The 14,571-nt window shown below is 71.8% G+C and carries 17 protein-coding genes; 9 read left to right on the top strand and 8 right to left on the bottom strand.

Going from position 1 to position 14,571, the window contains the following annotated elements; all coding sequences use genetic code 11:
- Positions 1 to 9 precede the first annotated feature (9 nt).
- Together AS188_RS10170 and AS188_RS10165 are read left to right on the top strand one after the other, a co-directional pair.
- The gene (locus AS188_RS10170; RefSeq protein ID WP_058858753.1) at positions 10 to 1,608 is read left to right on the top strand and encodes an SLC13 family permease; all 1,599 of its coding nucleotides are present in this window, start codon (positions 10 to 12) and stop codon (positions 1,606 to 1,608) included.
- On the top strand, positions 1,605 to 2,603 hold the full coding sequence (locus tag AS188_RS10165) for a LacI family DNA-binding transcriptional regulator (protein ID WP_083529391.1): 999 nt from the start codon (positions 1,605 to 1,607) through the stop codon (positions 2,601 to 2,603). Before AS188_RS10170 ends, AS188_RS10165 begins: the two co-directional genes overlap by 4 nt.
- Before the next feature lie 675 nt (positions 2,604 to 3,278).
- On the opposite strand, the gene AS188_RS10160 is transcribed toward AS188_RS10165, so the two are convergent.
- Complete coding sequence (locus AS188_RS10160) at positions 3,279 to 3,923, bottom strand: NAD(P)-dependent oxidoreductase (RefSeq protein ID WP_058858751.1); 645 nt, start codon at positions 3,921 to 3,923, stop codon at positions 3,279 to 3,281.
- A gap of 137 nt (positions 3,924 to 4,060) precedes the next feature.
- Here AS188_RS10160 and AS188_RS10155 point away from each other — a divergent pair, with 137 nt between their 5' ends.
- On the top strand, positions 4,061 to 4,444 hold the full coding sequence (locus AS188_RS10155; RefSeq protein WP_058858750.1) for a winged helix-turn-helix transcriptional regulator: 384 nt from the start codon (positions 4,061 to 4,063) through the stop codon (positions 4,442 to 4,444).
- Between the two features lie 662 nt (positions 4,445 to 5,106).
- Here AS188_RS10155 and AS188_RS10150 read toward each other — a convergent pair.
- Positions 5,107 to 5,700, bottom strand: coding sequence for a recombinase family protein (locus AS188_RS10150; RefSeq protein ID WP_058859871.1), 594 nt, complete (start codon positions 5,698 to 5,700; stop codon positions 5,107 to 5,109).
- Between the two features lie 302 nt (positions 5,701 to 6,002).
- Between AS188_RS10150 and AS188_RS10145 the strand changes: the two genes are divergently transcribed.
- The 4 genes from AS188_RS10145 to AS188_RS10130 all read left to right on the top strand — a co-directional run bounded on the left by AS188_RS10145 (position 6,003) and on the right by AS188_RS10130 (position 9,041).
- Positions 6,003 to 6,422, top strand: coding sequence for a hypothetical protein (locus AS188_RS10145; RefSeq protein WP_058858749.1), 420 nt, complete (start codon positions 6,003 to 6,005; stop codon positions 6,420 to 6,422).
- Between the two features lie 238 nt (positions 6,423 to 6,660).
- Positions 6,661 to 6,942, top strand: coding sequence for a hypothetical protein (locus AS188_RS10140; protein WP_058858748.1), 282 nt, complete (start codon positions 6,661 to 6,663; stop codon positions 6,940 to 6,942).
- Between the two features lie 18 nt (positions 6,943 to 6,960).
- Positions 6,961 to 8,097, top strand: a complete 1,137-nt coding sequence (locus AS188_RS10135; protein ID WP_236944963.1) for a hypothetical protein — start codon at positions 6,961 to 6,963, stop codon at positions 8,095 to 8,097.
- A 104-nt stretch (positions 8,098 to 8,201) separates the two neighbouring features.
- Complete coding sequence (locus AS188_RS10130; protein WP_058858746.1) at positions 8,202 to 9,041, top strand: hypothetical protein; 840 nt, start codon at positions 8,202 to 8,204, stop codon at positions 9,039 to 9,041.
- Between the two features lie 40 nt (positions 9,042 to 9,081).
- Here AS188_RS10130 and AS188_RS16930 read toward each other — a convergent pair whose 3' ends face one another.
- Entirely contained in the window at positions 9,082 to 9,300 is a 219-nt protein-coding gene (locus tag AS188_RS16930) for a hypothetical protein (protein ID WP_147050397.1), read from the bottom strand.
- Between the two features lie 141 nt (positions 9,301 to 9,441).
- Between AS188_RS16930 and AS188_RS16925 the strand changes: the two genes are divergently transcribed.
- Positions 9,442 to 10,113, top strand: a complete 672-nt coding sequence (locus tag AS188_RS16925) for a pentapeptide repeat-containing protein (RefSeq protein ID WP_058858744.1) — start codon at positions 9,442 to 9,444, stop codon at positions 10,111 to 10,113.
- Between the two features lie 293 nt (positions 10,114 to 10,406).
- Here the strand turns inward: AS188_RS16925 and AS188_RS10115 are convergent, their stop codons facing one another.
- From AS188_RS10115 to AS188_RS10095, 5 genes are all read right to left on the bottom strand, one after another.
- Positions 10,407 to 11,975, bottom strand: coding sequence for an MFS transporter (locus tag AS188_RS10115; protein ID WP_083529389.1), 1,569 nt, complete (start codon positions 11,973 to 11,975; stop codon positions 10,407 to 10,409).
- Positions 11,976 to 12,160: 185 nt separating this feature from the next.
- Positions 12,161 to 12,358, bottom strand: coding sequence for a hypothetical protein (locus AS188_RS10110; protein WP_147050399.1), 198 nt, complete (start codon positions 12,356 to 12,358; stop codon positions 12,161 to 12,163).
- Positions 12,359 to 12,363: 5 nt separating this feature from the next.
- Positions 12,364 to 12,804 (bottom strand): hypothetical protein, encoded by a 441-nt coding sequence (locus AS188_RS10105; protein WP_058858742.1) that lies wholly within the window; start codon positions 12,802 to 12,804, stop codon positions 12,364 to 12,366.
- A gap of 230 nt (positions 12,805 to 13,034) precedes the next feature.
- The gene (locus tag AS188_RS10100; RefSeq protein WP_058858741.1) at positions 13,035 to 13,286 is read right to left on the bottom strand and encodes a DUF6458 family protein; all 252 of its coding nucleotides are present in this window, start codon (positions 13,284 to 13,286) and stop codon (positions 13,035 to 13,037) included.
- 51 nt (positions 13,287 to 13,337) lie between these two features.
- Positions 13,338 to 13,577 (bottom strand): hypothetical protein, encoded by a 240-nt coding sequence (locus AS188_RS10095; protein WP_058858740.1) that lies wholly within the window; start codon positions 13,575 to 13,577, stop codon positions 13,338 to 13,340.
- Positions 13,578 to 13,763: 186 nt separating this feature from the next.
- Here AS188_RS10095 and AS188_RS10090 point away from each other — a divergent pair, with 186 nt between their 5' ends.
- Entirely contained in the window at positions 13,764 to 14,570 is an 807-nt protein-coding gene (locus AS188_RS10090) for a hypothetical protein (protein ID WP_058858739.1), read from the top strand.
- The last annotated feature ends 1 nt before the right edge of the window (position 14,571 follow it).

The raw sequence follows: 14,571 nt of genomic DNA, 5'->3' as shown, positions 1-14,571 counted from the left end.
AGATCACCGATGACCACCACGCCCACCGCCCCGCCCGTGCCCGCCCCACCCGTTCTCGACGCCGATATCGAGGACCACGACGCCGGCGGCAACCGGTTCGACCGCATCCGCAAGACCATCGGCCTGTTCGCCGGCCCGGCCGCCTTCGTGCTGATGCTGCTGCTGCCCCTGCCCTTGGAGGCCAATCAGCAGGCCTTGGCCGCGGTGATGGTGTTCGTCATCATCATGTGGGTCACCGAGGCGCTGCCGATCCCGATCACCTCCCTGTTGGCCATGGCCCTGTGCGTGGTGCTGCAGATCCCGACCCTGGAACCGGACAGCACCCAGGACGCCACCGCTTTCGTCTTCGGGGCGTTCTCCAGCTCCACCTTGTTCCTGGTCATCGGCGGATTTATCATCGCCCGGGCCATGTCCGTGCACGGGCTGGACCGCCGCTTCGCGATCAGCGTGTTGGCCTTGCCTGGGGTCGCCAAGTCCACCACCCGGGTGGCGTGTGCCTTCGGCGGGGTCGCCGCGATCGTCTCGGCCTTCGTGTCCAACTCGGCCGCCGCGGCGATGCTGCTGCCCATCGGCCTGGGCATTGTCCGGGCCTTGGGCCCGGAGGTCGCCCACGCGGCCGGGATCAAGGACTTCAAGCACACCCGCTTCGCCACCCTGGTCATGCTCATGATCGCCTACGGCGCCAGCGTGGGCGGGTTGCTGACCCCGATCGGGTCCACCGCCAACATCGTCGGGCGCGGCTTCCTCGAAGAGCAGGTCGGGGTCAGCCTCAACTTCGTCACCTGGGGGCAGCTGACCTGGCCGCTGGTCGTGGTGATGTTCGCCGCGATGTGCCTGACCCTGTGGCTGTTCAACCGCCCCGAGATCAACAAGATCGAAGGCGCCACCGAGTACATCCGCACCGAACGCCACGCCATGGGCACGATGAGCCGCGGGGAGATCAACACGCTGATCTGCTTCCTGGTCGCCGTGGTGCTGTGGGTGGGCCCCAGCCTGGTGGAGCTCATCGCCGCCCCCGAGACCGGGTTCTTGGCCGCCTTCGCCGCCATCGACGAGGGCACCGCCGCCTTGATCGGGGCGTCCCTGCTGTTCTTCCTGCCCCTGAACTGGGCGCAGCGGAAGTTCACCCTCTCCTGGGCCGATGCCGGGCGCATCGACTGGGGCACCGTGGTGCTGGTCGGGGCCGGACTGGTGCTGGGCCGGCTGATGGCCAATACCGGTCTGGCCGAGGTCATCGGCACCGGGGTCGCCGGTGGGCTCGGCCTCACCAGCGGCGTGGCCGTGACCGTGCTCGCCGTGGTGCTGGCCATCGTGATCTCCGAGACCACCAGCAACACCGCCGCCGTCGGCGTGGTCGTCCCGGTCGTGATCCCCATCGCGGTGGCTGTGGGCATGGATCCCACCGTCCCCACCCTGGCGGCAGTGTTTGGGGCCTCCTGCGGGTTCATGCTCCCGGTCTCCACTCCGCCCAACGCCATCGTCTACGGCTCCGGGATGGTGCCCATTACCCGCATGTTCCGCACCGGGCTGGTCTTCGACCTGCTGGCCATCGTGATCATCTCCGTGGGCGTTCTGGCCGTCACCTCCATGGTTACTGTGGGAGGGTGAACAAACGAATCACCATCGCTGATGTGGCCGCCAGGGCAGGTGTCGATCGTTCCCTCGTTTCACGAGTGCTCAACGACGACCCTGCCCTGCGGGCACGTGAGGAGACCCGCCAACGGGTCCGCCAGGCCGTGAAAGAGCTGGGGTACCAGCCCAATCGCATCGCCCGCAGCCTGCGCACCGCCACCTCCAACACCCTCGGACTGGTGATCCCCAACTTCGAGAACCCCATCTGGGCCGTGGTCGTCGACGGCGCCGAGACCGAAGCCGACGCCCGCGGCAAGACCCTCATCGTCGCCAGTGCCGCCCGCACCCCCGGACGCGTCCAACAGTTCCTGGACCTCGGCGCCCACGGCGGTCTCGACGGGATCCTCATCGCCACCGCCGGCCAGACCGACACCCCACCGGCCGACGCCCCCGTGCCCTGGCTGCTGCTCAACCGCCGGGCCGAAGGCAGCCGCCGCTACCTGCTGCTCGACGACGAGGCCGCCGCCCACCGGGCCACCACCGCCCTGATCGACCTCGGCCACACCCGCATCGCCCACCTCTCCGGGCCCGCCCACGCCGAATCCGCCGGCCGCCGCACCAGCGGCTACCGCAAAGCCATGGCCGACCACGGCCTGGCCCCCGGGCCGATCCTGGAAGCCGACTACTCCTTCACCGGCGGCAACACCGCCACCGACGCGCTGCTCGCCGCCGGGGCAGAGACCACCGGGGTGGTCGTGGCCAACATCGCCTCCGCCTCCGGGCTGCTCGTGGGCCTGCGCGCCCACGGCAAACACGTCCCGGATGACATCTCGGTGATCGCCATCCACGACCACCCCCTGGCCGGTGCCTTCGACCCACCCCTGACCACCGTGAGCATGCCCCTGTTCGAGATGGGTCGCCGCGCCGTGGCCCTGCTCCTTGACACCGACCCCCAGGACGCGATCGAAGAAACCATCCCCGACGGCATCGAACTCATCCCCCGAGCCTCCACCGCACCCCCCAAAGCCTGAACCATTTCCCGGCCGCCCCTGCGCCATCCCCGGGGAGGTCCAGATCGGAGCCCTCAGCCCCGCTCCAATACGAACCCGTAGGCACGGAAGTTGAGGAGGCGGGAGTTAGCTACTTTCTCGGGGCTACCGACGCCCTCCGCCTGCCTAGCATTGCCTCGAACACCCGCTCCTCGGCGCGGAACAAACCCACACCGATGTCGGCCAAGACGACAGGAACCTGACCGGGCGCAGTGTCCATCCGAATCCCACGTCATCGTGGAATCGTGCATCTGATGCAGGAAATCCACGCTGGCCAGCGCAGCCGCAACACCCGGGCGAGCAACTCGGTGCCCAGTGCCGTCGGGCCGGCCGCAGCACGCCGCGGAACCGCAGCGAAATGGGCCGGACGGGAGTTGCACCAGATGCGAGAACTCCCGTGGGTTACATGCCTCTAACCGGGCCATATGTAAAGCAGGAGTGGGAGGCGACGTTGACCTCTCACTTGATGGTGCGGCGGTCTCAAGACCGCTGCACCGGAAGTACTCGTGCTGGGTCCGGGGTGCTGCCAGAGCCTGGCGCACGAAGGGCTGGTTCATGGGGGCGCCCTCCTGTCGCCCCCGTAGTGGCCGGCCCGACGATGGTGCGCAGGGCCCCTGCGCCTGGTAGGCGCAGGGGCTCTGCGGGAAAGCCGGGTGATCAGTAGGCGACGGTGAACCGACGGCGGGAGTGGGTCGGGGTCTCGATCTCGTCCACGACGGCGGTGGCCAGGTCCGCCCCGGAGATGAACGAGTTGCCCTCCTCATCGATCAGCAGTACGTCGCCGCCAATCCGGAAGCGCCCGGTGGCCTCCCCGGGCGCCCAGGCGCCGAAGCCACCGGCGGGGCTGACGTAGAACCAGTCCAGGTCTTCCTCGGTGCCGCGCAAGGTCTCCAGCAGCGCCTCACCGGTCCGGACCTCGGACAGGATCTCGGCCGGAAAGCCCTCGGTGTCCATCAGCTTCGGCCCACCCTCGGCCACCCTCAGAGACCCGGCACCACCGATCACCCCCAACCGCACTCCGGCAGCCCGGACCCGGTCGATGAGCCGGTCCATCACGCCCTCGAGCTTGCCCTCCAGCTCCCCACGGGGCGAGAGCGTTTCGATGACCACCTCAGCCTCCGCCACGACCTGGGCCAGGAAGGCATCATCGAACACCGAGCCGGTGACGTAGGCGACTCCGTCGACCGGCTCCGCCGGGGTGGTGCGGCTGTAGGACGTCACCTCGTGGCCGCGTCGGGCCGCCTCGGCCACGATGTGCGAGCCGGCGTAACCGGTGCCGCCCAGAACTGCGATGCGCGTCATGTGCTGTCTCTCCTCTGCCATGGGGTCAAAGGTTCCCTCTGGAACCACTCTTGGTTACTCTAAGTAACTGACAATCGGCGCGGAAGTAGGCACTTCTGAGTAAGTGGCCCACCCCGGAGTAACCCAGGAGCGCATTCATGGACCGACCACCAGCCGACCCCTACCAACGCGACTGCCCCTCCCGCCAGGTGCTGGACCGGATCGGGGACCGGTGGACCGTCCTGGTCGTCGGCGCCCTCAGCGATGGTCCCTTGCGGTTCTCCCAGCTGGCGGCGCGCATCGACGGAGTGTCGCAGAAGATGCTGACCCAAACACTGCGGGCCCTGGAACGCGACGGACTCGTGACCCGCACGATCTACCCCCAGGTCCCCCCCAGAGTCGAATACGAGCTCACCGAAGCCGGAGTCACGCTGCAGGAACCCCTGCAGGCCCTGGAGAACTGGGCGAAGACGCACATGCCCACGATCCTGACGGCACGGCAGCAATACGATGCCGCCCTGCCTGCCGTGAACACGCCCTGAGCATCACCACACTTGACCACCACTCTGCCGGGCACACTTGCCACCTGCGATGACTGGCCCCGGGCACCGGAGCCACAGCGACATCAACTGCCGGACCACACCCCTCAGGTGATCAGCATGGGCAGCCCTCGGACCCGCCGAGAGGTGGGCCCCGAATATGCCCGAGTAGCGGGCGACATGGGTGGCCAACTCCCCGCCTTCAAGGAGTCCGACGATGTTGCGTACTGGGGAGCCGATGAATTTTTGGCGGCGTTCATCGAAGTCCTTGCCGGCAGCCCGGCCCTCGGCCACCGGGCCGGGGATGCGTTCGCGCTTGATCTTCAACCCTATCGGGACCAGGACGCCCATGGCAGTGAAACCATGGACCCCCTCGGGGTGGCGGGGTCCACACGTCTCCGCCAGCGAGGCTCAGCACCCGCAACCCCGCCCCAGTCCCGCAAATGCTCTAGTAAAGCGCCAGCATGGGCTGTATTGACTGACGATGCTGGCAGGGGTGAGCTGTCCCCGACCGGATGTCTTCTCAGGTGTGGCCATGGCCAAGCCCACTCACGTCCCAGTGTCCTAGAAGATGCCCGCGCGATCGCCGCCGCCCTGTGCGTCAGGCTGAGGTGAGACACCTGCACTGAGTTCTTTCCCTGCGCACGGGGACAGCCGAGATGGAATCAGATGGTCGTCGCCTGCGGCAGCTCCCGCACCCGCCGATACAGCGTCGCCCGCGACATCCCGAGATCCTTAGCCACTTGGGTGGCCGGCTCCCCGCCCTCGATCAGCCGCAGCGCGTTGCGGATCTGGGAGTCGGTGAACGTCGGGCGGCGCCCGCCGAGGTCCTTGCCAGCGGCCCGGCGCTTGGCCACCGAGTCGGTGATCCGTTCCCGTTTGATCTCCAGCTCCATCTGCGCCAGGGCGGCCATGACGGTAAAGACCATCGAGCCCATCGGGGTGGCGGTGTCCACGTCTCCCCCACCAAGATTTAGCACCCGCAGACCGGCGCCTCTGCCCCGCAGCGCCTCGGCGAAGGCCAGCATGTTCTGCGTCGACCGCCCCAGACGGTCCAGCGTGGTGATCACCAGCGTGTCGCCCTCCTGGAGAGCGGCCACCGCTTGGTCGAAGGCTGGACGGGACGCACGGCCTCCAGACACTCCACTGTCGACGTACACGTCATCACGCCGCACGCCAGCGGCCAAGAGATCAGACACTTGACGGTGTGCATCCTGCTGGCGCGTCGACACCCTGGCGTACCCGATCAGCTTCCCCATGTCCACCTCACCTGTCTCGCAACCAACGTTGAGTATCCAATTCTAGGGCCATGGATAAAGCACAAAGATGCGAGACAGGTCGAACCCCGGAATCATGCGGGCGCAAATTTCTCGGACGAGACGTCTCGTATCCCATGCTTTGCGTGAACCCCGCAGTCACGCTGATCGTCGAGGTACTGCTGTTCCCTGTGCCGGGGCTACCATGGACCATCACCCTCGGGCCGTGTTCTCGTCCGCTGTGGGGCCCAGTCCCCCGCCGCCTTCTTGCGACGTGATTGTTCGTCTGCACAGAGGAAGTCGGCATGGACGCCTCCGCCCCCAAGGTTCTCGCTGTGGAGCTGTCTCCGCACTCCCCCACCCACTGGGTGGCGACCTTCTATCCCATGGTCAACACTCCTGCCGGCCGGTGGGCCGATGTCACGTGGGTGTTGCACCAGTGCCTTCTGCCGCCCGCTCCGTACCCGTTGGCTTCGGCACGGTGGCTGGAGGCGTGCAGTCCCGATCCGCACCACCCCTGGTACGACCACTGCCCGGCCTGGGGTGCAGCCTTGGCCACCGGCTACGCCACGGCGCGCCTCGTGCACATCGTCGGGACCGCCGGCGACGCCGGGGTCCGTCTCAGCCCTGAAGAGGCCAGGCAGGTGCAGGAGGCCACGGTCGTGGTGCCCCCCGGACAGCTGGCGGAATGGTTGCTCGACGATCTCCAGGATGCAGAGCCGTAAGCTCCGCCCCAGAGGTGCGGCGCCTTGCCCTGCGGGGGTGAGGACGCCGGGGTTCCGGCCACGGTGACCTCAGGACGGCGACGCCGTGGCGTGGTCGCTGCATGAAGGAGGAGGCTCCACACCCGGGGCACCGAGGCTCTGGAGGAGTGCGCCGCCGCACGCTCTGGTACGTTCGCGAAAGAGAATGCACGGTCCGCCGGGGCCGGCGGACCGACGACCCTGAACGGAGCACCCCGCGGTGCCGGACCCGATCCTCACCGACGGCTCGATCGCCGTGCCCATCGGCCTCATCGCCTGTCTGGTCGCGCTCACCTCCACCACGTGGCCGCTGCTGGTCGGCGAGTCCGTGGGCGTGCGCCGACGACGGCGTGCCGTTCTCGGCTCGTGGTGCTGCCTGGCCGCGGTGGCGGCCGTGGCGGTCGCGGGCTTCGTCCCGGGGCTCCACGGCTTCATCGCGCTGGCCGCCGTCATCGTGGTGGCCACCACGACCCTGCTGCACGCCCGCTCCCGCCCGGCCTGAGCCGTGGTGGTCCCCGGGGTGCCCGCCGGACGGCTCATCGTGCGCGGCGCAGTGCTGGGCGCGTGCGCCGGCGCGGTGCTGATGGTGTTCACCCACCGCGCCTCCTCGCTCGAGCTCGGCCTGCTCGTCGGCGTGGTCCTGGAGGTGCTCAGGGCGTGGGTGCGCGGGGACCTGCTCGAGGAGCGGCCTCCAGGAGGGACCGTGGCGGGGCGCCTGCAAACACCGGCGCGGGACGGCCGGGGCCGGGCCGTCCGCGGAACGCACCGGCGCCTTCGACGCGCCGAGCGCCCGACGACGGAGGCCGGCGGGGTTAGGGTCGGTGCCATGGGGGACGTGCCGTACGAGCTGATGACCGCCGCCCAGGCCGCCGACGCCCTCGACGCGTTCCTCCGCGAGCGCGCCACCGCGCTCGGTGCGCTGCGGGCGACGGTCTCCGCTGCGGCGGGCGACGTCGTCGTCCTCGACGGGACGCTCGACTCGGTCCGACCGCTGTGGGCCTGGATCACCGACCGGGTGGCGGAGCTCGGCGTGACGGCGGCCGCGCTGGAGGAGGACCCGACGCGGCCGTCCTGGCCCAGCTGGGCCCGCCAAGGCCGGCTGGTCGACCCGCACCCGCCGGCGGAGTCGCTGGCGCTCGTCGACGGCTTCGTCTCCTACCTCGCCGAGGTGATCACCGACCTGGTGCCGCAGTCGCGGTGGTGGGTCGGGGAGCACCAGATCGCCGACCACCCGCTGCTGAACTATCCCGTGCTGGCCTCGGACCACCACCAGCTCTTCCTCCCGGGCATCCCGCTGTTCAGCGCCTACCAGTCCGCCCACGGCCGCACGCCGATGACCGGGGACGAGATGCGCGTCCACGTCGCCCGCACCGTCGAGGCCCTGCACGGGCGCGGCCCGGAGGCCGCGGCGATCGAGGAGCCGCTGGTGACGGTGGTCGCCGAGGTCGACTGCTTCGACGTCGGCCTGCGCGAGGACATCCCCGCGGTCCACCCGCAGGTCGTGGAGGAGCTGATCGCCGAGCTCGCCGACCGGGACGGCGTCGCATCGGTGCACCGCTACGGCCCCGCCGCCCTGGTCGTGGACGTCCCCGACTGGGACGAGATGCGCCTGAAGCTGTGGCTGACCCTGTGGCTGCAGCGGCACCTGCCGCGGTAGCACTGCGCACCATCCGGACGCGGGCCGCCGCCGCGGCTACGGTGTGGAGCTGGTCCACCCGTCCCGCCCGGCGGGGCGGTCCCCGACGTCCCCAGGATCCTGCCGTGCCGTTCACCCCCTACCGGCTGATGACCGCCGAGCAGGCCCGGGCCGCCCTCGAGGAGTTCCTCGCAGAGCGTCCCCGGGCGTGGTCGCGCCTGCGCGCCGAGCTCGCCGCCCACGGGTTCGCCCCGGACGCCCTGCTCGACGGCTCGCCCGCCTCCCTGACGCCGCTGTGGCAGTGGATCGAGAGCCGGCGCACCGAGCTGGCCGCCGACCCGGCGGCGGGCTCCGCCGTGCTGCCCCGCCGGCAGTGGCCGTCGTGGGCCCGCCACACCCTGATGGGGGTCAGGGTCCCGTCCTCGACGATGGACGTCCTGCTGGACGGGCTGGTCTCCTACCTCGCCATCGTGGTCATCACCGGGGCACCCACCGTCCGGTGGGGCCTGGGCTCACCGGAGGACCCGGCCCACCACCTGCACCACCACCCGGTGCTGCTCGGCAACGGCCACCAGGTCTACGTCCCCACCCTGCCGCTGGGCGGGGTGCTGCGGCTCAAGCGCGGGGAGCGCTCCCTGCACGCCACCGAGCTGGAGCGCTACGCGGAAGGGGTCATCGCCGACCTGCGCACGGGCCGGCCGCCGCTGCCGGTGCCGGGCGGGTCCCCCGTCGTCGTCGTGGCCGAGCCGGAGGGCTTCGACGTCGGCGTGCACGCCGCCGTCGCCGCGCGCGGGGCCGCCCTGGTGGACCTCATGGCGCTCGAGCTCGCCCGCCGGCCCGGCGTCGACACGGTGCACCGGCGCGCCGCCGACGCGCTGCTGGTCCACGCCCCGGCGTGGGACGCCGACGCGCTGGAGCGGTGGCTGAACGACTGGATGAAGGCCCACGGCCCGTTCGTCCGCTGAGCACCCAGGCCCCCGAACGCCGACCACGGCGGCCGGTCCGCTACGGGCGGACCCGTACCCGCGCGAGCCGGGCGGTCAGCCGCACGTCGACCGCGATCCCGGCCACGGCCACGAGCATCGCGGCGGTGAGCAGCTCGAGCTCGGCGAAGTGCACGGCGCCGGCGACGAGCGCGGCGGTCACCAGCGCCGTGAGGGCGCGGAGGGCCGTGCGCGCGGTCGGGGTGCTCTCGTGGTGGCGGCCGGTCGGCGAGGTGCTCATGGTGCCCGAGCCTGCCACCGGTTCCTGTGCCCGGCCTGAGATGCTCCACGGAGTCCCAGCGCCCCCCGAGGACGCCGTCCACCGCCCTGCGGTGGTACCGGGGCCGACCCGAGGACCGGTGGACGGCCCGGAGGAACTACCGTGGAGCGCATGGCCGGCCGCACCACCCCCGCTCCCCCACGGATCCGCGCCCTCGAGCTGCCCGATCTCGGGGCCGGCTCCGGCACCCCGCCGCGCCCCTTCGCCACGTACGAGGCCCTGGCGTTCACGGGCGACGACCTCACCGGCACGGAGCTGACGGACGTCGGCTTCAGCGCGTGCTCCTTCGCCGAGCTGAACGCCCACGAGCTCGAGCTGACGGGCACCCGGCTCACCGACTGCCGCCTCTCGCGCCTCGACGTCCCCACGGTCACCGCCGCCTGCGCCGCGCTGCGCCACAGCCTGCTCGAGCGCTCCCGGCTCGGCGTGCTGCAGTGCGTCGAGGGCACGTGGGACGCCGTGCACGTGCGCGGGTGCAAGGTCGGCTACCTGAGCCTCCGGGGGGCCGACGCGCGGGACGTGGTGTTCGAGGACTGCGTCATCGGGGAGCTCGACCTCGCCGGGGCCCGCGTGGAGCGGATGGCGTTCCCCGACTCGGAGGTGGGCGCCCTGGACGTCACCGGGGCCGCACTGGCCGACGTCGACCTGCGCGGGGTCGACCTGCCCGAGATCACCGGCCCGGGCGACCTGCGCGGCACGACCGTCGACGCCCTCCAGCTGCAGCTGCTCGCTCCGCAGCTCGCCGCGCACCTGGGCATCGACGTCGAGGCCTGAGCGGCCGAGGGCGACTCCCCGTCCTTCGCGGTCTTCGAGGCCGACCTCCCCGACGCCGAGGCCATGGGCAGGGCGCTGTCCTCGGCCGCCGGGGCGGCCCTGCAGGCGGACATGCCCCACTGCGCCACCGGCGGGGCGTTGGCCCTGCACCACCCCGTGGTCGAGCCCTCGCGGGCCTGACCGGCCCGGCGCGGCGCCCACGGGGCGAGGGCCCGGGAGCGACGGGCCCCCGTCGTCGTCGGCACGCGGTGTGCCGACGGCGACGGGGTTCCCGTTCCGCCGCGGGAGATGTGTCAGGCGGGGCCGCGGTCGGCCCTGCGCCGGTGGCGCAGGTCGGCGACGCCCACGGCCAGGGCGCAGGAGATGATGACGGCGATCATCGCGAACCCGGCGGTGATCGCCTGGGCCCAGCCCGCGGCGGGCAGCACGGTGAAGGACACCGCGGTGACGACGGCGATGCCGATCGAGGTCCCGATGCGCTGACCGGTCTGCATGATCCCCCCGGAGCTGCCGGCGTACTCCAGCGGGACCTCCGCCAGGGACAGGGTCTGGTTGGGGCTGACCACGGCGCCCTGCCCCAGCCCGACGAGGACGAGGGTGGCCAGCAGCCACCACTCGCTGCCGATCCCGCGGTCCTCGAGCTGGATGACGAGCACGCTGAGGGCCAGGCCGAGCAGCACGCTGAGCATCCCGCCCACCACGACCGCCCTGCCGAGGCGCAGCACGTGGCGGCCGGCCCAGTTCGCGGCGAGGGCGCTGGCCAGGGCGTTGGGCAGGCCGATCAGTCCGCTCTCCAGCGCGGTGTGCCCGAGGCCCTGCTGCATGTAGAGGGCGAGCAGCACCCACACACTGGTGACGCCGAGGAAGTAGAGACCGATGAGGGCCGAGCCGTAGGAGAAGCTGCGGACCCGGAAGATCGCCAGGTCGACCATCGGGCTGCGGCCGGCGGCCCTGTACCGGCGCTCCCACAGCAGCCAGGCCGACAGCAGTGCCGCCCCGGCGGGCAGCAGCGCCCACCACCAGGCCGAGGTCGCGGCCCTCGCCTCGATGAACGGCAGCAGCAGCGCCAGGACCGCCGTCCCCAGCAGGAGGGCACCGACGGGGTCCAGCTCGGACAGGACCTTCCCCGCCGTCCGCCCGTGCCCGCGTCTCAGCAGCGGCCGCGGGAACCACGCGAGCGCCAGCGCCACGGCGAGCAGACCCACCGGCACGTTGACGAAGAACATCCAGCGCCACCCCTCGGCGGCGCCGCCCAGGTGGATGAGCAGCCCGCCGAGCAGCGGGCCGACGCCCACGGAGATGCCCACCACGCTGCCGAACAGCCCGAAGGCACGACCCCGTTCGGCCCCGCGGAAGTACTGCTGGATCATGCCCACCCCCTGCGGGTTGAGCAGTCCCGAGCCCAGGCCCTGGACGAACCGGGCGGCGGTGAGCACCGCCGGGTCGGAGGCGAAGCCCGCCGCCAGCGAGGCGAGGGTGAAGACGGCGGCCCCGAGCACGAACAGGAAGCCGCGGCCGAAGATGTCCCCCGCCCGCCCGGCCGCCACCAGCACCACGCCGAAGGTCAACGCGTACCCGGAGAGCACCCACTGGATCTGGGTCCGGCTGGCCCCCAGCCCCTCCTGGATCGACGGGAGACCGACGTTGACGATGCTCACCCCCACCAGCGACATGAAGATCGCCACGAGCAGCACCGCCAGGATCCGCCACCGGTCGGCGTCGGGCTCGGCCGCCGTCCGCGGCTCCCGTCCCGGGGGGACGTGCTGAGCGGCTGCGCCACCGGCCGTCGTCGCCGGTGGCCTCCCGCCGGCGTCCCGGCGTGCGCCGGCCGCAGCGTCCGTGTCGGGGCACGAGGAGTCCATGCCGCAACCACCGTCCTTCCGGGAACGTTCCACTGATCAGGGGGGCACGACCGGGGTAGACCTGCCCCCGGACCTGCCGGCCGTGGTCCGCCCTGCCACGGCGGGACGAGTCCGTCGGGGCAGCGGCGCCCGCGCGGACCCGGGGCGGGGCGTACCGGACGGGGCGCCCGTGCGGACGACCGGCCTCAGGCGGCCGGGCTGAGCCTGATCCGCAGCGCCTGGGCCTCGGCGACGACCTTCGCCCTGGACTCGGTGGGCACCACGATCACGCGGTCGCCCTCGAACGGGATGCGCACGCTGTAGGTGCCGTCCGGGTTCGGGGTGGCCAGCTCCTCGAAGGCGTGGTCGAGGCCGACCCTGTACCGCGGGGTCTTCTGCGCCATCGGGTTCACTCCCCTGGTCTGCTCCAGGGCAGCCGGCGCGCCCGGGGCGCGGCCGGAGCCTCCTGGCTCGTGGTGCCATCGTAGGCCCGGTCCCGGGTGCCCTCGATGACGGCGTCCAGGATCCCGCGGATCAGCACGACGTCCTCGTCGGTGGCCAGCTCGGAGACGAGCAGGTGGTCCGGGGCGCGGCTGCCGATCCGGGTCCGCTCGTCGTCGCGGTCGGCGACGTAGTCGATGGCCCACTGGGCCCGGCGCCACCACTCCGCACGGTCGTCGGCCTCCTTGCGCCGGCGCAGCGCCAGATCGTCGGCGGCCCTGCGCCGGTGACAGGTCATCCAGGCGACGAGCGCGGCGATCGCCGCCGTGAGGAAGAGCAGGACCGGGCCGATCCCGGCGCCCAGGGCCCGGACGACCTCCAGCCAGTACGGCAGAGCGCTTGCGGTCATGCCCGCCGGTCTCCCAGCTCCGCTGGCCCGGCCGGTCCGCGGGCACGCGGAGACCGAGCGGCGCGACCGAGCGGACCGGGGCGCCGGCCGTCCCCCGGGCGATCCCGCACGAGCGGTTCGGGCCGTCGGGAACGACCGGCGGGTGCGCGGGAGCCGCGGAGGACCGCGACGGCCCCCGCACCCGGGGGCGCGGAGGCCGTCACGACGGGTGCCGGCGCGGACGACCGGACTCAGATCCGGGTCTCGCGGTCGGTGACCGACTCGTGGCCGGCCGCGTCCACGTGGCGGGTCTGGGCGCGGGTGCGCCGCGGGATCAGCGAGAGCACCAGCAGCACGGCGCCGGAGACGGTGAGGATCCACCCCAGGACACCCAGGTCGATGGAGAAGCTCCCCAGCGACAGGCTCTGCGCGGAGACGGCGAACAGCAGGATCAGGCCGAGGACGAGAGTGACGGCGGCGCCGGCGGAGAAGGAGCGGTTCACGGTGACCTCCAGGGGTGAGGATGGAGCAGGTCGTTCGCTTTCGTAACTCCTCTATTGTGGCACGCCGCCCGGCGCCCGCTCGTTCGTGCAGCGACGCCGGGCGGTGTCCGCGGAGGGCTTCCGGGGCCTGCCGTGCGATCGGTTCCGGGTGCCGGCCAGCCCGACGACGACGAGGGCCGCGAACCACAGCCCCGGGAACCACCACTGCCAGCCGCCCAGTGCCGCCCACAGCACGGCCGTCAGCACCACCGCCGGTCCCAGCGTCGCCCACTGCGTCCTCGGGTTGACCATGACCTCTCCTCTCCGACCGTCGTGCTCACCGCATCCTCCCACGAGCCGCCGGGCCGCCCCGGCGTGCATCCACCGCCCGGGCGTGGGCCGTCTCCGGCGTCCTGCACCTGCCTGCCGATAGGCTCCGAGAGCCTGGGACGCCCCACCCGGCCGCAGCCACCACGTGACGAGAGCGAGCACCCCGACGTGACGCCGGACCCCAGCCCCGCGCCCGAGACCTCCGTGACCGGGAGCCCGGTCGTCCACGTCCTCCGGGAGCAGCCGGAGGACCTGTTCTGGCGCGGAGCCGCGGTGGTCGGACTGTTCTTCCTGGCGGTTCTCGCCGGGCTCTTCATCGGCGTGCCGGCCTGGCTGATGATCGCGTTCGGGAACCCGTGGCTGCTGTTCACGCTGATTCCCGTCGCGGCCGGAGTCCTGCTCCTGGTCAAAACGGTGGACCTGCTGCGGCGAGGCGCCTGGCACGCCCGCCACCGCTCGACCTGCACCCTGCACGAGGCCGGCATCGAGACCACCGAGTGGAGCACCGTCGGTGCCGACGCCCCGGTCCGCCGGAGCATCCCCTGGGCGGACGTGGCCTCCGTCGTGGCCTCCTACCGGATCGTGCGCCGCATCGTCCTGGTCCAGAACGGCGGCGGGGCGCTCACCGAGTCGGCCCCGGTCCTGCACGTCCTGTTCGACCAGGACGGGCGCCGGCAGATCACCAGCGTGCCCTTCTCCTCGCACCAGGATCCCGCGGTCGACACCTGGATCACCGAGCTGCGCAAGCACGGCGTCGAGCTGGGCTACACCGCCCGCGCACTGTCCTGGAGGGGCGAGACCTGCCTCAGCACCGAGGCCCAGCTCGGGTACTTCGCGACCACCGAGGAGGTCGTCCCCTTCCCGGTCACAGGCGGCTGGCTGGAGAACGCAGTCCGGCTGGAGAACCGCTGGCACCAGCACGCCGAGCAGCTCCGGGACCAGCCGCCGGCCGAGGGGTCGCCGCGAACACGCTGAT

The organism is Kocuria flava (genome assembly GCF_001482365.1).
GTDB classification, from domain to species: domain Bacteria; phylum Actinomycetota; class Actinomycetes; order Actinomycetales; family Micrococcaceae; genus Kocuria; species Kocuria flava.
This window is presented reverse-complemented; position numbering and strand designations above follow the sequence as displayed.

Excerpts from the sequence above, each read along its gene's own strand:
- AS188_RS10170 (WP_058858753.1), top strand. The coding sequence starts at position 10 with ATGACCACCACGCCCACCGCCCCGCCCGTGCCCGCCCCACCCGTTCTC.
- AS188_RS10160 (WP_058858751.1), bottom strand. The coding sequence starts at position 3,923 with ATGACGCGCATCGCAGTTCTGGGCGGCACCGGTTACGCCGGCTCGCAC.
- AS188_RS10155 (WP_058858750.1), top strand. The coding sequence starts at position 4,061 with ATGGACCGACCACCAGCCGACCCCTACCAACGCGACTGCCCCTCCCGC.
- AS188_RS10150 (WP_058859871.1), bottom strand. The coding sequence starts at position 5,700 with ATGGGGAAGCTGATCGGGTACGCCAGGGTGTCGACGCGCCAGCAGGAT.
- AS188_RS10145 (WP_058858749.1), top strand. The coding sequence starts at position 6,003 with ATGGACGCCTCCGCCCCCAAGGTTCTCGCTGTGGAGCTGTCTCCGCAC.
- AS188_RS16930 (WP_147050397.1), bottom strand. The coding sequence starts at position 9,300 with ATGAGCACCTCGCCGACCGGCCGCCACCACGAGAGCACCCCGACCGCG.
- AS188_RS10115 (WP_083529389.1), bottom strand. The coding sequence starts at position 11,975 with ATGGACTCCTCGTGCCCCGACACGGACGCTGCGGCCGGCGCACGCCGG.
- AS188_RS10110 (WP_147050399.1), bottom strand. The coding sequence starts at position 12,358 with ATGGCGCAGAAGACCCCGCGGTACAGGGTCGGCCTCGACCACGCCTTC.
- AS188_RS10105 (WP_058858742.1), bottom strand. The coding sequence starts at position 12,804 with ATGACCGCAAGCGCTCTGCCGTACTGGCTGGAGGTCGTCCGGGCCCTG.
- AS188_RS10095 (WP_058858740.1), bottom strand. The coding sequence starts at position 13,577 with ATGGTCAACCCGAGGACGCAGTGGGCGACGCTGGGACCGGCGGTGGTG.